This window comes from Streptomyces sp. NPDC046977 (assembly GCF_040644455.1).
In the GTDB taxonomy this organism is placed as follows: domain Bacteria; phylum Actinomycetota; class Actinomycetes; order Streptomycetales; family Streptomycetaceae; genus Actinacidiphila.
On sequence record NZ_JBEYWO010000020.1, the window covers coordinates 1 to 18,796 of the forward strand.

An 18,796-nucleotide genomic window follows, 5' to 3' on the forward strand; every position below is an offset into this window, starting at 1 on the left:
GGGGCTCGGGTGTGGGGGGTTGGGGGGGTGTGGGGGTGTGGGGGGCGGGGTGGTGCTCCGATCCGGGGGGGGGGGGGGGGGGCGGGCCGCGCCCCCGCCCACGTCCAGCACATACGGATGGAGGATCCGGAACCGGTGACGGGGTGCCCGGCCGGGCACCCCGCGCCGCAGGAGGAGCCCACGGCGGGGGAGCGGCCGGCGGACGGCCGCGACCAGGCCGGCGACGCGGACCGGGAACCCGGCATACGGGCGCTGGCCGCGGACTTCGTGCGGCAGTTCCACACGGAGTTCCCCGCCGCGGGGGACCCGGGGCGCAGACTGGCCGCGGTCCTCGCCGAGATCGAGGCGACGGGCACGTACCGGCACACGCGCGAGGAGCTGGTTTTTGGAGCCCGCGTCGCCTGGCGGAACAACACCCGCTGCATCGGCCGGCTGTACTGGAACTCCCTTCAGGTCCGCGACCGCCGGCACATCACGACCGCCGAGGGCGTCGCCCTGGAGTCCGTGGCCCATCTGCGGGCCGCCACCAACGAGGGCCGCATCCGCCCGGTCATCACCGTCTTCGCCCCGGACACCCCGCAGCGGCAGGGACCGCGGATATGGAACGAGCAGCTGATCCGCTACGCGGGCCACCGCGCGCCGGACGGCACCGTGGTGGGCGACCCGGTCAACACCGGTATCACCGAGGCGGCCGTGCGCCTCGGCTGGTCGGGCGGTGCCGGTACGCCCTTCGACGTACTGCCGCTCATCGTCCAGGGGGCGGGCGGCGGGCAGCCGCGCTGCTTCCGGTTGCCCGACGAGGCCGTGCTCGAGGTCCCGATCGTGCACCCGGAGTTCGACTGGCTCGCGGAGTGGGGCCTGCGCTGGCACGCCGTTCCGGCGATCTCCTGCATGTGCCTGGAGATCGGCGGGGTCTGCTACCCCGCCGCCCCCTTCAACGGCTGGTACATGGGCACCGAGATCGGCGCCCGAAACTTCGCCGACACCGACCGCTACGACCTGCTTCCGCGCGTCGCCGAGGCGCTCGGCCTGGACACGGCCAAGGACCGCACGCTCTGGCGCGACCGCGCCCTGGTCGAGCTCAACCGGGCCGTGCTGCACTCCTTCGACCAGGTGGGCGCCACCGTCACCGACCACCACACCGAGTCCCGCCGCTTCCTCGCCCATATCGACCGCGAGGAGCGCAGGGGCCGTACCGTGCCCGCCGACTGGTCGTGGATCGTGCCGCCCATGTCGGGCTCCGCGACCGGGGTGTTCCACCGCTACTACGAGACCGGGGAGCGGACCCCGGCGTACGTGCACCATCCGCAGGCGCTCGCCCTCGCCCGCGGCGAGACGACGGTGTGACGGGGGCAACCGGAGCGGATTCCGGCCACTGCGTTACTCTCAGCCGCCGTACGTACAACCAGTGGAAGAGGTACGGCAGTGGCCGGGCACGTTTACATCGGGTCGTTCACCTCGGCGGGCGGCAAAGGGCTGACCACCGCGGCCGTCGACCCCGACTCGGGGGCGCTGACGGCGCTGCACGCCGACGCCGCGGTGGACGACCCGTCCTTCCTCGTCCTCTCGGAGGACCGCACGCGCCTGTACGCGGTGTCCGAGCAGCAGGAGAACGGCGGCGCCGCCGCGTTCTCGCTGAGCGACCCCGCGCGCCCCGAACTCCTCGGCGCGGTCGTGCCGGTGGGCGGCGGCTCCCCGACCCACCTGTGCCTGCACCAGGGACACCTGCTGACCGCCAACTACGGCACCGGCACCATCAGCGTGCTGCCCGTCGACGGCGAGGGGAAGCCGGGCGCCACCCGGCACGTGATGGAGCACGAGGGCGACGGCCCCGACCCGGACCGGCAGACCGGCCCGCACGCCCACATGGTGCTGCCGGACCCGGCGGGCCGCTGGGTGCTCACCGTGGACCTCGGCACCGACTCGGTGCGCGTGTGCGAACTCGACGCCGCCACGGGCGAGCTGGAGATCGAGCGGGAGATGGGCCTGCGCTCCGGCAGCGGCCCGCGCCACCTGACGTTCCACCCGCGCGGCGACCGCGCGTACATCATGAACGAGCTGGCCTCGGTCGTGACGGTCTGTCACTGGGACGCCGAAGTGGGACGGCTGAAGCCGGTCGCCGAGGTCTCCGTGCTGCCCGAGGACGCCACGGGCCCCAACTACCCGTCCGAGCTGGTCGTCTCGCCGGACGGGCGGTTCGCCTGGGCCGCCAACCGGGGCCACAACAGCATCGCCGTGCTCTCCGTCGACGCCGACGGCGACACGCTCGAACTGCTGGGGACCGTGGACTGCGGCGGCGACTGGCCCCGCCACCTGACCCTCGACCCGTCGGGCACCAGGCTGTACGCCGCCAACGAGCGCTCGGGCGACGTCAGCTGGTTCGACGTGGACCCGGCCACCGGCATGCCCGAGCTCGCCGGCTCGCTGTCCGTTCCGGCCGCCTCCTGCGTCGTGTTCGGCTGACCTCCCGCCCACCGCACCACGAACAACGGCGTGGTGGTGCCGCCCCGGGGCCTCCGGGGCGGCACCACCACGCCGTCGTCGTACGGGCGGGTGGCCCGTCAGGGCATGGGCGCGCCCTCCGGCGACTGGGGGATGCCCAGGGCCGTCGTGTACTTGGCCACCACGAGCTTGCCGATCGCCGGGTAGGGGCCGAGGGCGTCGGCGGTCGAGCAGCCGGCCTCCTTGCCCGCGTCGTGCAGCACCTCGGGGGCGACCTCCGGGCCGACCACGTACGGGGCCAGGGCCAGCGTCAGCGAACCGGAGGAACGCAGCTGGTCGGCGGCCTCGGCGATGGAGCCCTCGATGTCCAGCGCGGCGGGCAGCACCGGCACGGCGAGCCGCGCGGCCAGCAGCAGGCCGGTCACGCCGGCGGCCTGGACCGCCTCCTCGCCGCCCACGGTGGCCAGGATGATGCCGTCGGCCGCCGTGGCGACCGTGAACAGCCGGGCGCGGTCGGCACGCGCGAGACCGGCCTCCGACAGCCGCACGTGCAGCGCCTCGGCGAGCAGCGGGTGCGGACCCAGCACATCGGTGACCTCGGCCGCGGAGCGGCTGTCCATCACGGCCTGCCGCAGCCGGCGCATGACCGACGCCTCGGGGCCGGCCAGCAGCGGCACCACGATCGCCGCGGGGGACTCCTCACCGCGCTCGGCGGCCGCCTGGGTCAGCACGGACTCCAGCGAGGGGTACTCGTCGCCGTCACCGTCGACGTAGCCGACGCGCGGGTCGAGACCGGCCAGCTCGATACGGGCGATGCTGACGATCTCCTCCGCCAGGCTGCGTATCGCGGGGGAAGGCGTACCGGGCACGGCAAGGACCAGCGCGGGGGCGCCCTCGGGCGTCTTCAGCGTTTCCGGTCGCCGGTGCCGCCCGGGCTGGCGGGGGCGCGGCATTCGAACGGGCAGGCCGGGTGCGGGGCCTTCGGCAGTGCTCATGGCGAGGCATGCTAGTGCCTTTGCGCGCGCTGATGTTCGGGCGGGTCCTTCCCAGGGGTTACCTGTCCGGTTCTGTCCCGATACGGTGCCGGGCCCGGAAGGGCCCGGCACCGTATCGCGGGGGCCGGTCAGCCCAGTCCGCGGGAGTCCTGCTTCAGTGCCGTGTCGACGGTGAGCGCCGAGGCGACGACCATGCTGAGCAGCGGATCCGTCAGCGGGCGGTGGATCTGCAGCACGTAGTTGTCGGCCGTGGTGAACATCGTCTTCGCCAGGCCCTCCCACGTCTTGGTGATGCGGGCCACCTCGGTACCGGCGTGGTCGACGATCGCGAAGTTCCAGGCCCGCCAGTTCTCCGCCTTGATGGCGCCGATTTTCTGGCCGTTCACCTCGAACGCGAAGTTGATCTTGCCGATCGCGTTCTGCTGGACGATCTCACCGAGCGTCGTGCCGTCCGGGCGCTGAACGACGACCTTCGACTTGATGAACTTCGCGGGACGGGTGAGCAGCAACTGCGGCTGCCCGTGCGCGTCGCGGACCTCCAGGCGGACCGACAGGAACTGGTCGACGCTGGAGACGAAGCGCAGCACCTTGCGGGCGGTGCTCTGGCCGACCTGGATCACCGAGCCGAGCTGGGCGCCGTTCTGGTCGAACACGCTGTACTCGTTGTTCAGCTCGATGAGCTTGGCCTTCTGGTTGACCACGAGGACCGGCTCGCTGAACAGCGTGCCGCCGCCCGGCGCCGCCGGGGTGAGGCCCGCCTGCTGCTGCACCTGCCGCTGGATGCGCGAGGCGTCGTGGCCGCCGTCCACGCCCAGCTCCCAGGGATTCTCCTTGGTCGGTGCCGGGGGCTGCTGGCCCGCGTGGGTGTGCTCCGTCCACTGGGACCCGTCCCAGTAGCGCAGCAGATTCTGGGTGCCGTGCGGGTCCGCGTACCAGCCCGCCGGGGTGTTCGATTGCGTCGTCACCCGGGCAGGGTAACGGCTGCCACCGACACCGCCGTTGCCGGTGCGCCGCACCAGGGACCGGTGGCGCGGGCACACTGGGCGGATGTTCGCCGAATCGCTGGTGCCGGTGTCGGACGACCCGGTCGTGGAACTGTTCGTGGCGCAGAGCGGTTACTGCGCCGAGCGGCCGTTGCTGGTGATCCACGGAGGCCCCGACTGGGACCACAGTTATCTGCGGGAACCCCTCGCCCGGCTCGCCGGTCACCGCCGGATCGTCCTGCCGGACCTGCGCGGCTGCGGGCGTTCCACCCGCGGACTGGCCGACGGCGCGTACACCCCCGGGGCGGCGACCACCGACCTCGTGCGGCTGCTGGACGCGCTGGGGATCGAGCGGGCGGACGTCCTCGGCTTCTCGTACGGAGGGCTGATCGCCCAGCGGCTCGCACTGGCGGCGCCGGAGCGCGTCCGCCGGTTGGTGGTCGCGTCCAGCAGCGTCCTGCCCGTGCCCGAGGACGCGTTCGACGGCTGGCACGAACGCACCGAGCGCATGGCCGCCGAGGCCGGTGTGTGGGCCGACCCGTCGCTGTCGGGCGCCGGACTCACCCGCGCCGCGGCACTGGCCGCCGCACCGGCGAACGTTTGGCGCCCGGACGCCCTGCCCGGCTACCTCGACGTCCTCGCCGGCGTCCGGTTCTCCGGGGAGTGGATGCGGCCCTGGCAGGCCGGCACACTGCCCGGCCCCCGCCTTCCGGACGCGCCCCGGCGCCTCGCGGACTCCGGCATCCCCCTCCTCCTGCTGCACGGGCGGCAGGACATGACCTTCCCCGTCGGCCTTGTGGAGCCCACGCTCGAACTGATCCCGGGCGCACGGGCCTCGGTCGTCGAGGAAGCGGGCCACATGGCCCACATCGACCAACCCCGCGCCTGGCTGGAGGCCTTGGAGGCGTTTCTCTCCGATCCCTCCGAGGGCTGAGAGGTGCCGAGCGACGCAAGATGACGGGGATGCTGACGGTACGAAACCCGTGGGCCGTACACACAAGGCCACAGCCAGGGTTCATTGCTTGATGGTGAAGACGTCATGTGCGCTCTTCACAGGATCTCTCTAATCGGATCCGCACCCATGATCGAAACGGGTGCGGCGGAGGCATGCCTCCGTGTCCCTTCCGATCCGAGGTTCCCATGAAATTGATGGTCGTGAACCATCGGCGTGCAAGGCCACTGCTCGTGGTGCTCGCCACGGCGACCGCGCTGGCGGCCGCACCTGCCGTGGCGTACGCGGACAGCAGCCGGCCCGCGCCCGTCACCGGCGGCATCCCCCTGGTCAACACCTCAGAGAAGATCGGCCCGGGCATCGGCCTCCAGCACGTCAAGGCCGTCGACCAGAAGGGCTGGTACGACGCGCAGTTCCTCACCGTCGACCTGTCCAACAGCGCGGTCGGCACGGACCTGCTGAGCTCCGGACCGGTCGCGTCCGGCGGGCCGCTCAGCGACGCCGTCAACAAGGCCGGCGCCGTCGCGGGCGTGAACGGCGACTTCTTCGACATCGGCAACTCCAACGCGGCGCTCGGCGGCGAGGTCCAGAACGGGCAGCTCGTCAAGACCGCCGACATCTCCGGCGGCCGCAAGCACGTCGGCGTCAGCAAGGACGGCATCGCCCAGCTCGTGGACCTCACGGTCAACACGACGGCGAAGTTCGCGGACGCGGACCACAAGGTCCTGTCGATCAACGCCGCGAACGGCGGCGGCATCCCCGCCGACGGCATGGTCGCGTTCACGCCCGCATGGGGCACCTACAGCCGCAACAACGGCCTGACGGGCGTGGCGAACGACCAGATCGCCGAGGCCCTGGTCACCAACGGCTCGGTCGTGTCGGTCACCCCGAGCGGTCCGGCCGGTTCCGGCGCGATTCCGGACGGCAGCTTCGTGCTCGTCGGCCGCGGCGCCGCGGCGACCGCGATCCGCGCGCTGCAGCCCGGCGACCCGGCGACCCTCAGCTACGCGCTCGCCGACAACGCCGCCAAGACCATGCAGTTCGCGATCGGCCACGGCGGCACCATCGTCGCCGGCGGCCAGGTCGTCAAGGGCCTCGACACCTCGATCGCCCCGCGCACCGCGCTCGGTTTCAAGGACGGCGGCAAGACCCTCGTCCTCGCCACCTGGGACGGCCCGGGCGGCACCGGCAAGGGCGGCGTCGGGATCGACAAGGAAGCGCGCGACCTCGCCGCGATGGGCGTGGAGACCGCGGTCAACCTCGACGGCGGCGGCTCGTCCACCATGGTCGCCCGCGGTCTCGGCGACGACTCCGCGACCGTCCGGAACGTCCCGTCCGACGGCCACGAGCGCAACGACCCCAACGGTGTCGGCGTGTTCGTGACGAAGGGCGACGGCAAGCTGCGCCAGCTGCTCGTCAAGCCCGCGGCCGGTGCGGCGTCCGCCGACGGTGAGGTGAAGGTCTTCCCCGGCCTGCACCGCACGCTCTCCGCGGAGGGTGTCGACAGCCACCAGACGCCGGTGACGGTCGACCCGTCGTCCGTGCAGTGGTCGGCCCGCGAGGCGTCCGTCGACGGCGCCACCCTCACCGCGCCCCAGGCGCACGGCCCGGTCACCGTCGACGCGAAGTCCGGCAGTGTGCAGGGGCACGGCACGGTCTCCGTCCTCGGCCCGCTGGCGAGCGTGGAGCCCTCCTCGCAGCTGCTGTCGATCGCCTCCGCGACGCCTGCCGACGCGACGACGGTCTCCGTGACGGGTCGTGACGTGGAGGGCTACACGGCCCCGATCGACCCGCAGGACCTCTCGCTCGACTACGACCACGACGTGGTCGACATCAAGGCCGTGGACGGCAAGCTGCGGATCACCCCTCTGGCCAACGCGAGCACGATCCTGAAGATCTCGGTCGCCGGTCAGACCGCCCAGCTGCCGATCACGATCGGTGTGCAGACGAAGACGGTCTACGACTTCGACGACGACGTGCTGGCCCGCTGGCGCAACAACAGCACCGCGGCCACGACGTTCTCGAAGGCCCCCGAGGGCCTGCGGATCGACTTCAACGCCATGCGCAACGTGGGCATCAGCACCGGCACGCGCGTCGCGGTGCCGGGTCAGCCGCTGCGTCTGCGGGTGCGGATCAAGTCCAGCATCAGCGTGCCGAGCGGTCTGACCTACGTCGCGTACACGGACTCGTCCGGCAAGAGTGTCGGTGTGTACGGCACGGGTCTGTCCGCGAGTGACAACTGGCAGTACGCGAACTTCGATGTTCCGGCCGGTACGAAGTTCCCGATCTCGATCTCGAGCTTCCAGGGCATCAACACCAGCGTGGCGCAGCAGAAGGCGGGCTCGTTCGTCCTGGACCGGATCGAGGCGGACGTCCCGACGTCGATGGACCTGCCGGCGCAGCCGGACCTGAGGCCGGACCCGCTGGTCTCCGATGACGGGTCGCTCCTCAAGGGCAGCAGCACCTGGCAGTTCGCGACCCTGTCCGATGTGCAGTTCACCGCCGACAGCCCGGCGCTCACCCAGGTGGCCACCGCCGCGATCCACAAGATCCGCACGACCCACCCGGACCTGCTCGTCCTCAACGGCGACATCACCGACCGCGGTCTGCCGCAGGACCTCAAGCTGGCCCACCAGGTCCTCACCGACGCCGGCTGCGACCTGATCCCGGTCGGCCAGGAGCCCGCCGCGGACAGCACCCCGGACCCGGCTGCCGGGTCCATCCCCTGCTACTACGTGCCGGGCAACCACGAGTCCTACGGCCTGAACAACGTGCAGTCGGACCTGACGAACTTCACCGCCGAGTTCGGCAAGCCCTACCGCACCTTCGACCACAAGGGCACCCGCTTCATCCTGCTCGCCAGCTCGCTGGGCTCGCTGCGCAGCACCGCCTGGGACCAGCTCCCGATGCTCCAGCAGGCCCTGGCCGACGCCAAGGACGACAAGTCGATCGACAATGTCGCGGTGTTCGCCCACCACCCGGTGGACGACCCGGCGGAGACCAAGTCCAGCCAGCTCGGTGACCGCGACGAGGTCGCGCTCGTGGAGAGCCTGCTGACCGACTTCCGTGACGACTCCGGCAAGGGCGCCGTCATGGTCGGCTCGCACGCGCAGATCGCCAACGTCCACCACGTCGAGGGCGTCCCCTACATGGTCCTGCCCTCCTCGGGCAAGGACCCCTACGGCACCCCGGACCGCGGTGGCTTCACCGGCTGGGTCGACTGGTCCGTCGACTCGCACCGCAACGCGCGCCAGCAGTGGATCCAGGCCGACGTGCGCGCCTTCGCCCAGTCCATCACCCTCAACACCCCCGAGACCGTCAAGGCCGGCGAGACCGCGCAGATCTCCGGCAGCATCGTGCAGCCGCAGGGTGTGGCGACGGGCTCGCGTGTCGTGCCGCTGCGCTACCCGATGTCGGTGAACTGGACCGGTTCGTCGAACCTGGCCATCGGTACCGGCCAGGACGCGGTCAACGACGCCCGCCGCAAGGGCAAGACCGCCATCCTCGACCCGCAGACCCGCGTCCTCACCGCGCTCAACCCCGGCACGGTGACCGTCACCGTCACGAACGACTCCATGCGTCCCTACACCGACGACGCGTCGCTGGCGCCGATCACCACCTCCAAGACCATCCAGGTCCTGCCGCAGGGCTGACCCACACCCGCATCACCCGCGCAACCGCGTGACCGAGGGCGAGCACACACCACGTGCTCGCCCTCGGTGCTTCACGGGTGCGGTGCCCGGGGCCTCGCCGCCGGTCAGAGTGTGTCGGTGTGGGCCGGTAGGGTGACGCCCGTGGCAGCACGACCATTGAGTGAACTTGTCGAACCCCGCTGGGCCGAGGCCCTCGCGCCCGTCGCCGAACGCATCGCGGGGATGGGTGACTTCCTGCGGGCGGAGATCGCGGCGGGCCGGACCTACCTGCCGGCCGGGCAGCATGTCCTGCGGGCGTTCCAGCAGCCTTTTGACGAGGTGAGGGTGCTGATCGTCGGGCAGGACCCCTACCCGACGCCGGGCATGGCCATCGGGCACAGCTTCGCCGTCGCCGCGGAGGTGCGCCAACTGCCCGGGAGCCTGGAGAACATCTACCGGGAGCTCCAGTCGGACCTCGGCCTGCCCCGGCCGTCGAACGGCGACCTGACGCCCTGGACCCGGCAGGGCGTGCTGCTGCTCAACAGGGCGCTGACCACGGCTCCCCGCAACCCCGGAGCGCATCGCGGCAAGGGCTGGGAGGAAGTGACCGAGCAGGCCATTCGCGCCCTGGCGGCGCGCGGCAAGCCGTTGGTGTCGATCCTCTGGGGCCGCGACGCCCGCAACGCCCGCCCCCTGCTCGGGAGCCTGCCGGCGATCGAGTCGGCGCATCCCTCCCCGATGTCCGCGGACCGCGGTTTCTTCGGGTCGCGCCCCTTCAGCCGGGCCAACGACCTCCTGCTCCAGCAGGGTGCCCAGCCCGTCGACTGGAAGCTTCCCTAGGGCCGGCCCCGTCCGGCGGCCTACGTGCCCTGCTCACCACCCCCGGCGGGCAGGGCGCCGGTGTCGGGCATCCCGTCGTCCGCCGAAGCCCGGCCGCCCGGCAGGTGGTTGAAGAGCAGATTGAGCGCGACGGCGGTGACGCAGCCCGCGCTGATACCGCTGTCCATGATCGTCCGGAACCAGTCGGGGAACCTCTCGTACACCGTGGGCACGCCCACCGGCAGCAGCCCCACCGCCAGGGACACCGCGACGACCATCAGATCGGCGGTGCGGTGGAAGTCCACGGTGGCCAGTGTGCGCAGTCCGCTCGCCGCGACCGTGCCGAACATCACCAGCCCCGCGCCGCCCAGCACCGGCGCCGGGATCGCGGCGACCACCGCGCCCAGCTTGGGCAGCAGCCCGAGCAGGACGAGGATGCCGCCCGCGGTGGCCACCACCCACCGGCTGCGCACCCGGGTCAGTCCCACCAGGCCCACGTTCTGCGCGTAGGCGGTGTACGGGAAGGTGTTGAAGATCCCGCCCAGCACGGTCGACACGCCGTCGGCCCGCAGCCCGTCCGCGAGCCGGCCGGGCTCCGTCTTGCGGCCGGTCAGTTCGCCGACGGCGATGATGTCGCCGGTCGTCTCGGTCATCGTCACCAGCGCCACGACGAGCATGGAGACCACTGCGGCGCCCTGGAAGGCGGGGGTGCCGAAGTGGAAGGGCGTGCTGATGCCGAGCCATTGCGCGTCGCCGACCGCGCTGAAGTCGGTGAACCCGAGCGGCACGGCCACCGCCGTCCCGACGACGATGCCGGCGAGCACCGCGACCCGGGCGACGACGCCCGGCGCGAAGCGCTGGATGAGCACGATCGCGAGCAGCACGGCGGCCGCCAGCGCGATGTTGCGCGGCGCCCCGAAGTCGGCGGAACCGGCCCCGCCCGCGACCCAGTTGCCCGCCACCGGCAGCAGGCTCAGCCCGATGACCAGGATCACGGTCCCCGTCACCACGGGCGGGAAGTAGTGCAGCAGGCGTCCGAAGACCGGGGCCAGCAGGATCATCGCCAGGCCCGCGACGATCACCGAGCCGTAGATCGCGGGCAGTCCGCCGTCCTGGCCGATCAGCACCATGGGGGAGACCGCGGCAAAGGTGCAGCCCTGCATGATCGGCAGCCGTACGCCGAAGCGCCACCAGCCGACGCACTGCAGCAGGGTGGCGATGCCGCACACCAGCAGGTCCGCCGTGATGAGGTACGCCAGGTCGGCCGGCGACAGCTTGAGCGCGCCGCCCACGATCAGCGGCACCGCGACCGCGCCCGCGTACATCGCCAGTACGTGCTGCAGGCCGAACGCGGCGAGCCGGGCGGGCGGCAGGACTTCGTCGACGGGATGGACCGGCGGGCGGGACGTCGTCGCCATGGGGGGACTCCTCGAACGCGGCGCGAATGAGCGGCTGTGCCGGCTGCCCGAGCCCCTGGGGACTGTCAGCAGTGCCCGGACGACTGGTGTACTGACACACCGTCACCCCGGGCTGCCGGCCGCGGCCGCCAACAGCCCCGACCAGTCGGGGATCTTGACGGTCGCCCGGTTCAGGGACCGGCCGAGTTCGGCCTCGGCGGCCTCGATGGCCTCCCATCCCGTCCACTCGACGGGATGCTGCCCCGCCGCACGCAGGCCCTCCAGCGGGTCTGCCGGCCGCTCGCCTCGTGCCAGCAGCGCGCCGGCGTCCGCGAGCAGCGCCGAGGCGGTCTCCTTGGCGCACGGCCGGTTGGTGCCGATGACACCGGTCGGCCCGCGCTTGATCCATCCGGCGACGTACTCGCCCGGCGACCGCGTGCCGTCCCGCAGCACCCGGCCCTCCTCGTTGGGGACGATGCCCAGCGCCTCGTCGAAGGGCAGGCCCTCCATGGCCACACCGCGGTAGCCGACCGAACGCAGCACGAGCTGCGCGTCGATGTCCTCGAACCCGCCGCTGCCGCGCACCCCGCCCTGCCCGTCCGGCACCGTCCGCTCGAAGCGCACGCCCGCCACCCTGTCCTCGCCCAGCAGCGCGGCCGGGCGCAGGAAGAAGCGCAGATGGATACGGCGCCGGTGCCCGGCGGGCGGGCGCGCGGCCCAGCCGCGCAGCACCTCGACATTGCGCCGGGCCACCGCCGGCAGGTCGCCCGGATCGGCGTACGCGGGATCGAGCGCGAGCTCGTCCTCCCGGACCAGCACGTCCGCGTCCGCGAGGGCGCCCAGTTCGCGCAGCTCCTTGGTGGTGAACTTCGCCTGCGAGGGCCCTCGCCTGCCGACCATGTGGACGTCCCGAACCCGGCTGTTCCCCAGGGCGCGCAGGGCCGCTTCGGGGACGTCGGTGCGGCGCAGCTCGTCGGCGCCGCGTGCCAGGATGCGGGCGACGTCCACGGCGACATTGCCGACGCCGACGACGACCGCGGACCGCGCGCTGAGCAGGAACTCGTCCGGCGCCTCGTCCGGGTGCGCGCTGTACCAGGAGACGAAGCGCGTCGCGGAGAAGCTGCCCGGCAGGTCCTCGCCGGGGACCCCGAGCCGGCGGTCGGTGGCGGCGCCCACGCAGTAGACCACCGCGTGGTACAGCTCCAGCAGGCGCTCGGGGGGCAGCCCGGGCGCGCCGGCCGTCACGTTGCCCAGGAAGCGGATCCGCGGGTCCTCCAGGACGCGCCGCAGATTGCCCTGCAGGGACTTGATCTTCTCGTGGTCGGGCGCGACACCGTACCTGACCAGGCCGTACGGGCAGGGGAGCCGGTCCAGCACGTCCACCGAGACCTGGGGGACCGCGTCCTGGCGGGCCAGGGCCTCCGCCGTGTACACCCCGCTGGGACCTGATCCGACGACGGCGATGCGAAGCACAGGCGCCTCCTCCTGGTCGAGGCGACGGCCGGAGCGGCCGGGCACTTCCCAGCATCGCACCGGGCACCTGCCGGGGCAGGGCGGCGCAGGCGTGTCGCGGCGCGCGATGTCAGGTCAAGGCGCGCATTCGGCCGATCTCGGCGGTCTGCTGCGCGATCACCTCGCTCGCCCACTCGCCGACCTGGACGTTGCGTCCCTCGGTCAGCACCTCCGTCGCCATGGTGATCGCGCCTTCGTGGTGGGCGATCATCAGCTGGAGGAAGAGCCGGTCGAAGGCCGTGCCCCGGGCGTCGCGCAGTGCGGCCAGCTGCGCGGGGGACGCCATGCCCGGCATCGACGCGTGGTCGTGGCCCTGGCCGTGGTTGTGCCCGGTGCCCGGTGAGGCGCCGCCGTTCTCCTTGAGCCAGGCGGCCATCGTCTTGATCTCCGGGCCCTGGGCGGCCTCGATGCGCGCGGCCAGGGCGCGCACCTTGGTGCCGGACGCGCGGGTGTCCGCGTATGCGGCCATGACCAGCGCCTGCTCATGGTGGGCGATCATGTTCGTCGTGTAGGACAGATCGGCGGCGTTGGGGGTGTCGTCGGGCCTGGCCTTGGCGGCCTCGTCGGCGGACAAGGTGGCCGCGTCCTCGCCGGGCCGGCCAGGGGCGATGACCGAGGGAGCGGCGGCCTTGGCGTCGTCACCACCCCCGTCGCACCCGCTCAGCGTGAGCATCGAGGCGGCCAGGGACAACGGAAGCAGCACTAATACTGCACAGCGAGTCGCGAGCACTGCCTCATTGTGCATCTTTTGACACGAGCATGAAAAGAGCATACTTCGGCTTGGTCGTTTCATCGTTTCATGTTGACCGCACACCTTGGAGGACGCGGTGACGCGTTTAGGAACTTCTCCCACCCGCCCCAGACGCCTCGCGGCCCTCGTGGCCGCGGCGCTCCTGCTGCTCGGCCTCGGGGCCGCGGCGCCGGCGACCGCCGACGGCGCGATACCCGGCGTCGACGAGGTCGTGACCAGCGCCAACGTCGAGCATCTGGTGAACATCCCCAAGCAGTCCCTGACCAACTTCAACACCGACCTCGCCTTCCAGGGCAAGTACGCCTTCGCCGGCAACTACGACGGCTTCGTCGTCTACGACATCAGCCGCCCCTCCAGCCCCAAGGTCGTCAGCCAGGTGCTGTGCCCCGGCTCGCAGAACGACGTCTCGGTCTCCGGCGACCTGCTGGTGCTCTCCACCGACTCCTCCCGCTCGGACAACTCGTGCGCGAGCACCAGCCAGTCCGCCAGTGAGAAGTCCTCCTGGGAGGGCATCAAGGTCTTCGACATCAGCGACAAGGCCAACCCGCGCTACGTCGCCGCCGTCGAGACCAACTGCGGCTCCCACACCCACACCCTGGTGCCGAGCAAGCGCGACCTGTTCGTGTACGTCTCCTCGTACGCGCCCAGCGCGTCCTTCCCGGACTGCCAGCCCCCGCACGACGGCATCTCCGTCGTGAAGATCCCCCGCTCGCACCCCGAGAAGGCCGCCCTCGCCGGCTTCCCCGTCCTCTTCCCCGACGGCGGCAACCCGGGCGTCCCGCGCACCGACACCCAGGCGCAGGTGAGCGCGACGACCGGCTGCCACGACATCACGGTCTTCCCCAAGCTGCGGCTCGCCGCGGGCGCCTGCATGGGTGACGGCATCCTGATGGACATCTCCGACCCCGTGCGCCCGAAGGTGATCGACCGGGTCCAGGACAACGTCAACTTCTCGTTCTGGCACTCGGCGACCTTCAACGAGCGCGGCACCAAGGTCGTCTTCACCGACGAACTCGGCGGTGGCGGCGGCGCCGAGTGCAACGCGCTGATCGGTCCGCAGCGCGGCGCGGACGGCATCTACGACATCGTCCGCAAGCACGGCCACCCGAAGCTCGTCTTCCGCAGCTACTACAAGATCCCGCGCATGCAGGCGGACACCGAGAACTGCGTCGCCCACAACGGCTCGCTCATCCCGGCCAAGGGCCGCGACATCATGGTCCAGGCCTGGTACCAGGGCGGCCTGTCCGTCTGGGACTTCACCGACTCCTCGCGTCCCCGTGAGATCGGCTTCTTCGAGCGCGGTCCGCTGTCCACCGACTCGCTCGTGCTCGGTGGCTCGTGGAGCGCCTACTACTACAACGGCTACATCTACTCGAACGACATCGCCAAGGGCTTCGACGTCCTGCGGATCTCCGACCGGCGCACCGACAGCGCCCGCGGTGTCCGGCTCGCCGAGCTCAACGTGCAGACCCAGCCCGACTACCGCTGAGCGGGGTCCGGCCGTGGTGTGCCGCCGGGTGGCAGCCCTTCGGGGCCGCCCGGCGGCACGCCGAGCTCCCAGTCCAGTCCGTAGCGCCCGAACAGGTCGTTCCGCAGATGGGGCAGTGGCATCGGCGCGCCCGGGATCAGCTGGGCGAAGACCCCGCCCATCAACTGCGCGCGCAGCATGCGGTAGTCGGGCTCGGGGTCGGGGGAGCCCCACGCCTCCACGGCACCGCGCAGCAGCTCCGCCAGGCGCTGGCGCTCGGCGCACTCGCTGAAGCCGGCCGTCTGCAGGATGCCCGCCATGTGCGCGCGCATCAGGACGGGGAACCGCCCCGGCAGTCCCAGCACGCTGTCGATCGCGCGGGCCAGCAGTTCACGTCCGTCGGCGGGGACCGGTCGCCGCTCCAGCGCCGCGGACAGCTCGGTGTGCATCAGCCGGTGGGCCGCCGACTGAAGTAACTGGCGTTTGCCCGGGAAGTAGTACGAGACCAGTCCGCGCGCCGTGCCCGCCCGGTCGGCGATGTCGCCGAGGGTCGTGGCCTCGTAGCCGCGTTCCTCGACCAGCTCGACGGTCGCCCGCAACAGCCGTTCCCGCGAACGGCGCCGCATCTCTTCGTTGACCGACGGTCGCCGAGGGGACATGCTTTACTCCTGCGTTGACTGGCTCCGGGCCAATGTACTCGGGGTCGGGCTCGCGCGAGCCCTGTGCGCGGGCGCGAACGCGGGGATATCAGGGCCGTGACCCGGCGGCGCGGGGGACCGCCGGGTCACGCTCGAGCCCTTGAGCCCCTGTCCTCGTCAGCCGGTCAGCTCCAGCACCGGCAGCAGCCCCGCCGGGCGCTGCTCCGCGGGCAGATGGTCCACCAGGCGCACCGTGCATCCCAGCGCCGCCGCGCCGCCGTCCGCCCGCCGGTCGTCGCCCACCATGGCGACGCGCTCCGGCGGCAGGCCCAGCGCCTCGCAGGCGATCGCGAACAGCCGCGGGTCCGGCTTCTGCACCTCGTGCTCGTAACTCAGCACGAAGGCGTCCACGAGGCCGTCCAAGCCGTGCGCGCGGAAGACCGGCCGCAGGTCCCACCCGATGTTGCTCACCACGGCCACCGGCACCCCGCGCCGGCGCAGCTCGCCGAGCACCTCGGCGGTGTCCGGGTACGGCGTCCACGCCTCCGGCCGCATGTGCCGCTCGTACAGCGCGTCGTAGATGACGTCGGCGTCGTCCCACGGCAGCTCCGCCTCGCGCGCCAGACCGGTGTAGGCGGCCCTGTGGTGAGCGGCCGACAGGTCCCGTTCGCCCCACACCTGGGCCAGATGCGCGGGAACGCGTCGCGGCCCGACACCGCCCGGCAGCGCGCCGACGTGCTCCAGGCGCTCCGCCCAGGCCGCCAACTCCGCTTCCCCCAGTGGGATGCCGAGCTCCGCGACGACCGCACGCAGCCAGCTCTCCGTGGGCTCCACGCGCAGCAGTGTCCCGGAGAAGTCGAACATGAATCCCTTGATGGTCATGTCCGGCATCCTCCCCGACCCGCCCCGCGGGGACGTCACGGGGCGGTCACGTCAGGCCGAACCGCGGCTGTCCGGCCGGTTGCGTCCGGCCGGTTGCGCCCGGCGGGGTCAGTCGGCCAGGCCGAGCTGCCGCAGCATCCCCAGCTCGTCGCTGCTGCCCCAGCGCTCGACGAGCTTGCCGTCCTTGACGCGGCTGATCTGCATGCCCCGGTAGCTCACCGTCCGGCCGGTCGGCGGGTGCCCCATCAGCTCGCCGAGATGGGTACCGGTGACGGTGTACGCGAAGGCGATCTCGTCGTCGGTGGCCAGGACGTGCTCGACGTCGATGTGCAGATCGGGGAAGGCCGTCCGCATCCCCGCGAACATCTCCTCGTACCCCTCGGGGCCCGGAACCTGGCCCGGCGCCGGGTCGTGGTCGACGGAACCGGGTGCCACATAGGAGTCGATCTCGCCGAGCCGGCCGTCGTTCACCGCCGAGCCGAAGTGCTCCAGGATGGAGAGGTTGGATTCTCGCGACATGTGGTGCTCCCTGACGTCGGGACCGCGGGCACCCACGAACGAAGGGCCGTGTGCCCGCCCCTTCCACTTCCCACGGTAGGCGCGAAGGGCGCCGCGCGCCGCGTCAGGCGTCCCGGCCGCCGGGCGGTGGTGCCGGTGTGCGCCAGGGTTGGCAGAGTGCCGCGGTCCCGGTGAGCACCGCGGCCCCCAGCAGCCAGCCGCCGACGACGTCGCTGGGCCAGTGGACGCCCAGGTAGACCCGGGTGAGGCCGACACCGGCGACCGAGACCGCGGCCAGGGACCACACGGCGGCGCGCAGCAGGACCCCGGCCCCCGGGCAGCGCAGATGGAACACCCACACCAGGGCGCCGCAGCCGATGGCGGCCGTCATGGCGTGCCCCGACGGGAACGCCGCGTAGGGCGCTGTGGCGAGCGGGTCCGGCCAGTGGGGGCGGGGGCGTCCCACCGCGGCCTTGACGGCCTGCTGGAGGACCCAGCCGAGGACGCCGCACAGGGCGAGCCACAGCGCCTGCCGCCCGGCCCGCCGCCACAGCAGCACGAGCAGGCAGACCGCCAGCAGGGCGCGCATGGTCGAGGGGTCCCAGACATGGTCCGACAGCACCCGGTTGACCCGGGTCCAGCCGGGGTGGCGGACCCCGAAGGCGTGGAACGCGACGGCGATGCGGCGGTCGGTGTCCGTCAGCGGGGCCCATCGGTCCGCCACGAGCGCCAGGAGCAGCAGGAAGACGGCGGTCGTCGCGGCGCAGTACCGCAGGCACACGGCGCGCGGGCCACCGCCCCGGATGACGGCGGGGGCGGGTGGGGCGTGCATGCGCCCGAGACTACGTCAGGGCGCCGATCCCGGGGCCGAACGCGACGAGCAGGGGGACGAACGGGATGAGCAGGGCGCAGGCGGAGGCCTGGGCGCGGCCGAGCCGGGTCAGCCGCGGCGCCGGGTCCAGCAGCCGGCTGACCCGGCCGGGCAGATGGCCGGACAGCGCCGGGCCGGGGCCGAACACCCCGCGGTCCTCGTTGAGTTCGACCAGGGCGAGGGCTGTCGTGAGCCCGCCGAAGCGGCGCGAGGCGATGTCGTCGGCGGCCAGTTCGATCAGGTGGTGCACCTGGTGGCGGAAGCCCGCGAAGACCGGGATCTGCGGGAAGCCGGCCGCCAGTGCCCCCGCGCAGTGCAGGAGCACGTCGTGCCGGGCCCGGGCGTGTCCCTGCTCGTGCGCGAGGACGGCATCGAGCTGACGGCCCTTCAGGCGACGCAGGGCGCCGGTGGTGATGACCAGTTGGGGCCGTTGCCCGGCCAGCCACCAGGCCTCCGGCCGCGCGTCCTCCAGGACGACCAGCCGCTCGCCGAACCCCGCCGCCTCGCCGGGCAGCCGCGGCGACCGCACGCGCAGTTCGGCGCGCCGCCTGCGCTGCCGGGTGCGCGCCGTACGGATCTCGCGGGCGAGCATGGCACCCGTCCAGGCGCCGCCGCAGGCCAGCAGCACGGCCAGATACCCCGCCCACGAGCCGTGGCCGGAGAGCCCGTACGCCTCCACCACCCCGTTCGGCGCGAAGGCGAACAGCCCGCCGCGCAGCCACTCCCACGCGGCGCACGCGCTCAGCGCCATCGCCAGGAAGCAGCACAGCAGCACCGCGCCGACCACGCACTGCCACACCCACAGGGCCAGGACGGGTTCGCGTTCCGGCCATCCGGCCCGGGTCAGCAGGCGCGGGGCCGTGGCCGCTGCCGTCGCACCGAGCAGCAGCAGCACCAGCGGGACCGTCATGGCGCCACACTATGAGGGCGGCCCGGCCCCCCGGTACGCTGCCGCG

At 72.4% G+C, this 18,796-nt stretch carries 16 protein-coding genes; 6 read left to right on the forward strand and 10 right to left on the reverse strand.

All coding sequences use genetic code 11. The features are described from left to right. The first annotated feature begins 117 nt into the window (after nucleotides 1-117). Entirely contained in the window at nucleotides 118-1,347 is a 1,230-nt protein-coding gene (locus ABZ883_RS26845; protein ID WP_360910382.1) for a nitric oxide synthase oxygenase, read from the forward strand. Between the two features lie 78 nt (nucleotides 1,348-1,425). Continuing rightward, entirely contained in the window at nucleotides 1,426-2,463 is a 1,038-nt protein-coding gene (locus tag ABZ883_RS26850; RefSeq protein WP_360910384.1) for a lactonase family protein, read from the forward strand. Between the two features lie 98 nt (nucleotides 2,464-2,561). On the opposite strand, the gene ABZ883_RS26855 is transcribed toward ABZ883_RS26850, so the two are convergent. Continuing rightward, nucleotides 2,562-3,437, reverse strand: coding sequence for a hypothetical protein (locus tag ABZ883_RS26855; RefSeq protein ID WP_360910386.1), 876 nt, complete (start codon nucleotides 3,435-3,437; stop codon nucleotides 2,562-2,564). A 128-nt stretch (nucleotides 3,438-3,565) separates the two neighbouring features. Continuing rightward, nucleotides 3,566-4,402, reverse strand: a complete 837-nt coding sequence (locus tag ABZ883_RS26860; protein ID WP_360910388.1) for a phospholipid scramblase-related protein — start codon at nucleotides 4,400-4,402, stop codon at nucleotides 3,566-3,568. A gap of 82 nt (nucleotides 4,403-4,484) precedes the next feature. Here ABZ883_RS26860 and ABZ883_RS26865 point away from each other — a divergent pair, with 82 nt between their 5' ends. From ABZ883_RS26865 to ABZ883_RS26875, 3 genes are all read left to right on the forward strand, one after another. Then, nucleotides 4,485-5,354, forward strand: a complete 870-nt coding sequence (locus tag ABZ883_RS26865) for an alpha/beta hydrolase (protein WP_360910390.1) — start codon at nucleotides 4,485-4,487, stop codon at nucleotides 5,352-5,354. Nucleotides 5,355-5,575: 221 nt separating this feature from the next. Beyond that, entirely contained in the window at nucleotides 5,576-9,025 is a 3,450-nt protein-coding gene (locus ABZ883_RS26870; protein WP_360910392.1) for a phosphodiester glycosidase family protein, read from the forward strand. A gap of 141 nt (nucleotides 9,026-9,166) precedes the next feature. Beyond that, nucleotides 9,167-9,844, forward strand: a complete 678-nt coding sequence (locus ABZ883_RS26875) for a uracil-DNA glycosylase (RefSeq protein WP_360910394.1) — start codon at nucleotides 9,167-9,169, stop codon at nucleotides 9,842-9,844. Nucleotides 9,845-9,864: 20 nt separating this feature from the next. Here the strand turns inward: ABZ883_RS26875 and ABZ883_RS26880 are convergent, their stop codons facing one another. From ABZ883_RS26880 to ABZ883_RS26890, 3 genes are all read right to left on the reverse strand, one after another. Continuing rightward, nucleotides 9,865-11,241, reverse strand: coding sequence for a nucleobase:cation symporter-2 family protein (locus ABZ883_RS26880; protein WP_360910396.1), 1,377 nt, complete (start codon nucleotides 11,239-11,241; stop codon nucleotides 9,865-9,867). Between the two features lie 102 nt (nucleotides 11,242-11,343). Then, nucleotides 11,344-12,693 carry an FAD-dependent oxidoreductase gene (locus ABZ883_RS26885; RefSeq protein ID WP_360910398.1) on the reverse strand — a complete coding sequence of 450 codons (1,350 nt, stop codon included), beginning with the start codon at nucleotides 12,691-12,693 and terminating at the stop codon, nucleotides 11,344-11,346. Between the two features lie 109 nt (nucleotides 12,694-12,802). Then, nucleotides 12,803-13,405 (reverse strand): DUF305 domain-containing protein, encoded by a 603-nt coding sequence (locus ABZ883_RS26890; RefSeq protein ID WP_360910721.1) that lies wholly within the window; start codon nucleotides 13,403-13,405, stop codon nucleotides 12,803-12,805. A gap of 223 nt (nucleotides 13,406-13,628) precedes the next feature. Between ABZ883_RS26890 and ABZ883_RS26895 the strand changes: the two genes are divergently transcribed. After that, complete coding sequence (locus ABZ883_RS26895; protein WP_360910723.1) at nucleotides 13,629-14,972, forward strand: hypothetical protein; 1,344 nt, start codon at nucleotides 13,629-13,631, stop codon at nucleotides 14,970-14,972. Here the strand turns inward: ABZ883_RS26895 and ABZ883_RS26900 are convergent. From ABZ883_RS26900 to ABZ883_RS26920, 5 genes are all read right to left on the reverse strand, one after another. After that, a complete protein-coding gene (locus ABZ883_RS26900; protein ID WP_360910400.1) occupies nucleotides 14,963-15,610 on the reverse strand; it encodes a helix-turn-helix domain-containing protein in 648 nt (215 codons plus the stop codon). The genes ABZ883_RS26895 and ABZ883_RS26900 overlap by 10 nt on opposite strands. Before the next feature lie 156 nt (nucleotides 15,611-15,766). After that, on the reverse strand, nucleotides 15,767-16,471 hold the full coding sequence (locus tag ABZ883_RS26905) for an HAD-IA family hydrolase (protein ID WP_360910402.1): 705 nt from the start codon (nucleotides 16,469-16,471) through the stop codon (nucleotides 15,767-15,769). Between the two features lie 108 nt (nucleotides 16,472-16,579). After that, nucleotides 16,580-16,990 (reverse strand): ester cyclase, encoded by a 411-nt coding sequence (locus tag ABZ883_RS26910; RefSeq protein ID WP_360910404.1) that lies wholly within the window; start codon nucleotides 16,988-16,990, stop codon nucleotides 16,580-16,582. A gap of 103 nt (nucleotides 16,991-17,093) precedes the next feature. Next, the gene (locus tag ABZ883_RS26915; protein WP_360910406.1) at nucleotides 17,094-17,801 is read right to left on the reverse strand and encodes a phosphatase PAP2 family protein; all 708 of its coding nucleotides are present in this window, start codon (nucleotides 17,799-17,801) and stop codon (nucleotides 17,094-17,096) included. Between the two features lie 10 nt (nucleotides 17,802-17,811). Next, nucleotides 17,812-18,750, reverse strand: a complete 939-nt coding sequence (locus ABZ883_RS26920) for a M56 family metallopeptidase (RefSeq protein ID WP_360910408.1) — start codon at nucleotides 18,748-18,750, stop codon at nucleotides 17,812-17,814. Nucleotides 18,751-18,796 lie beyond the last annotated feature (46 nt).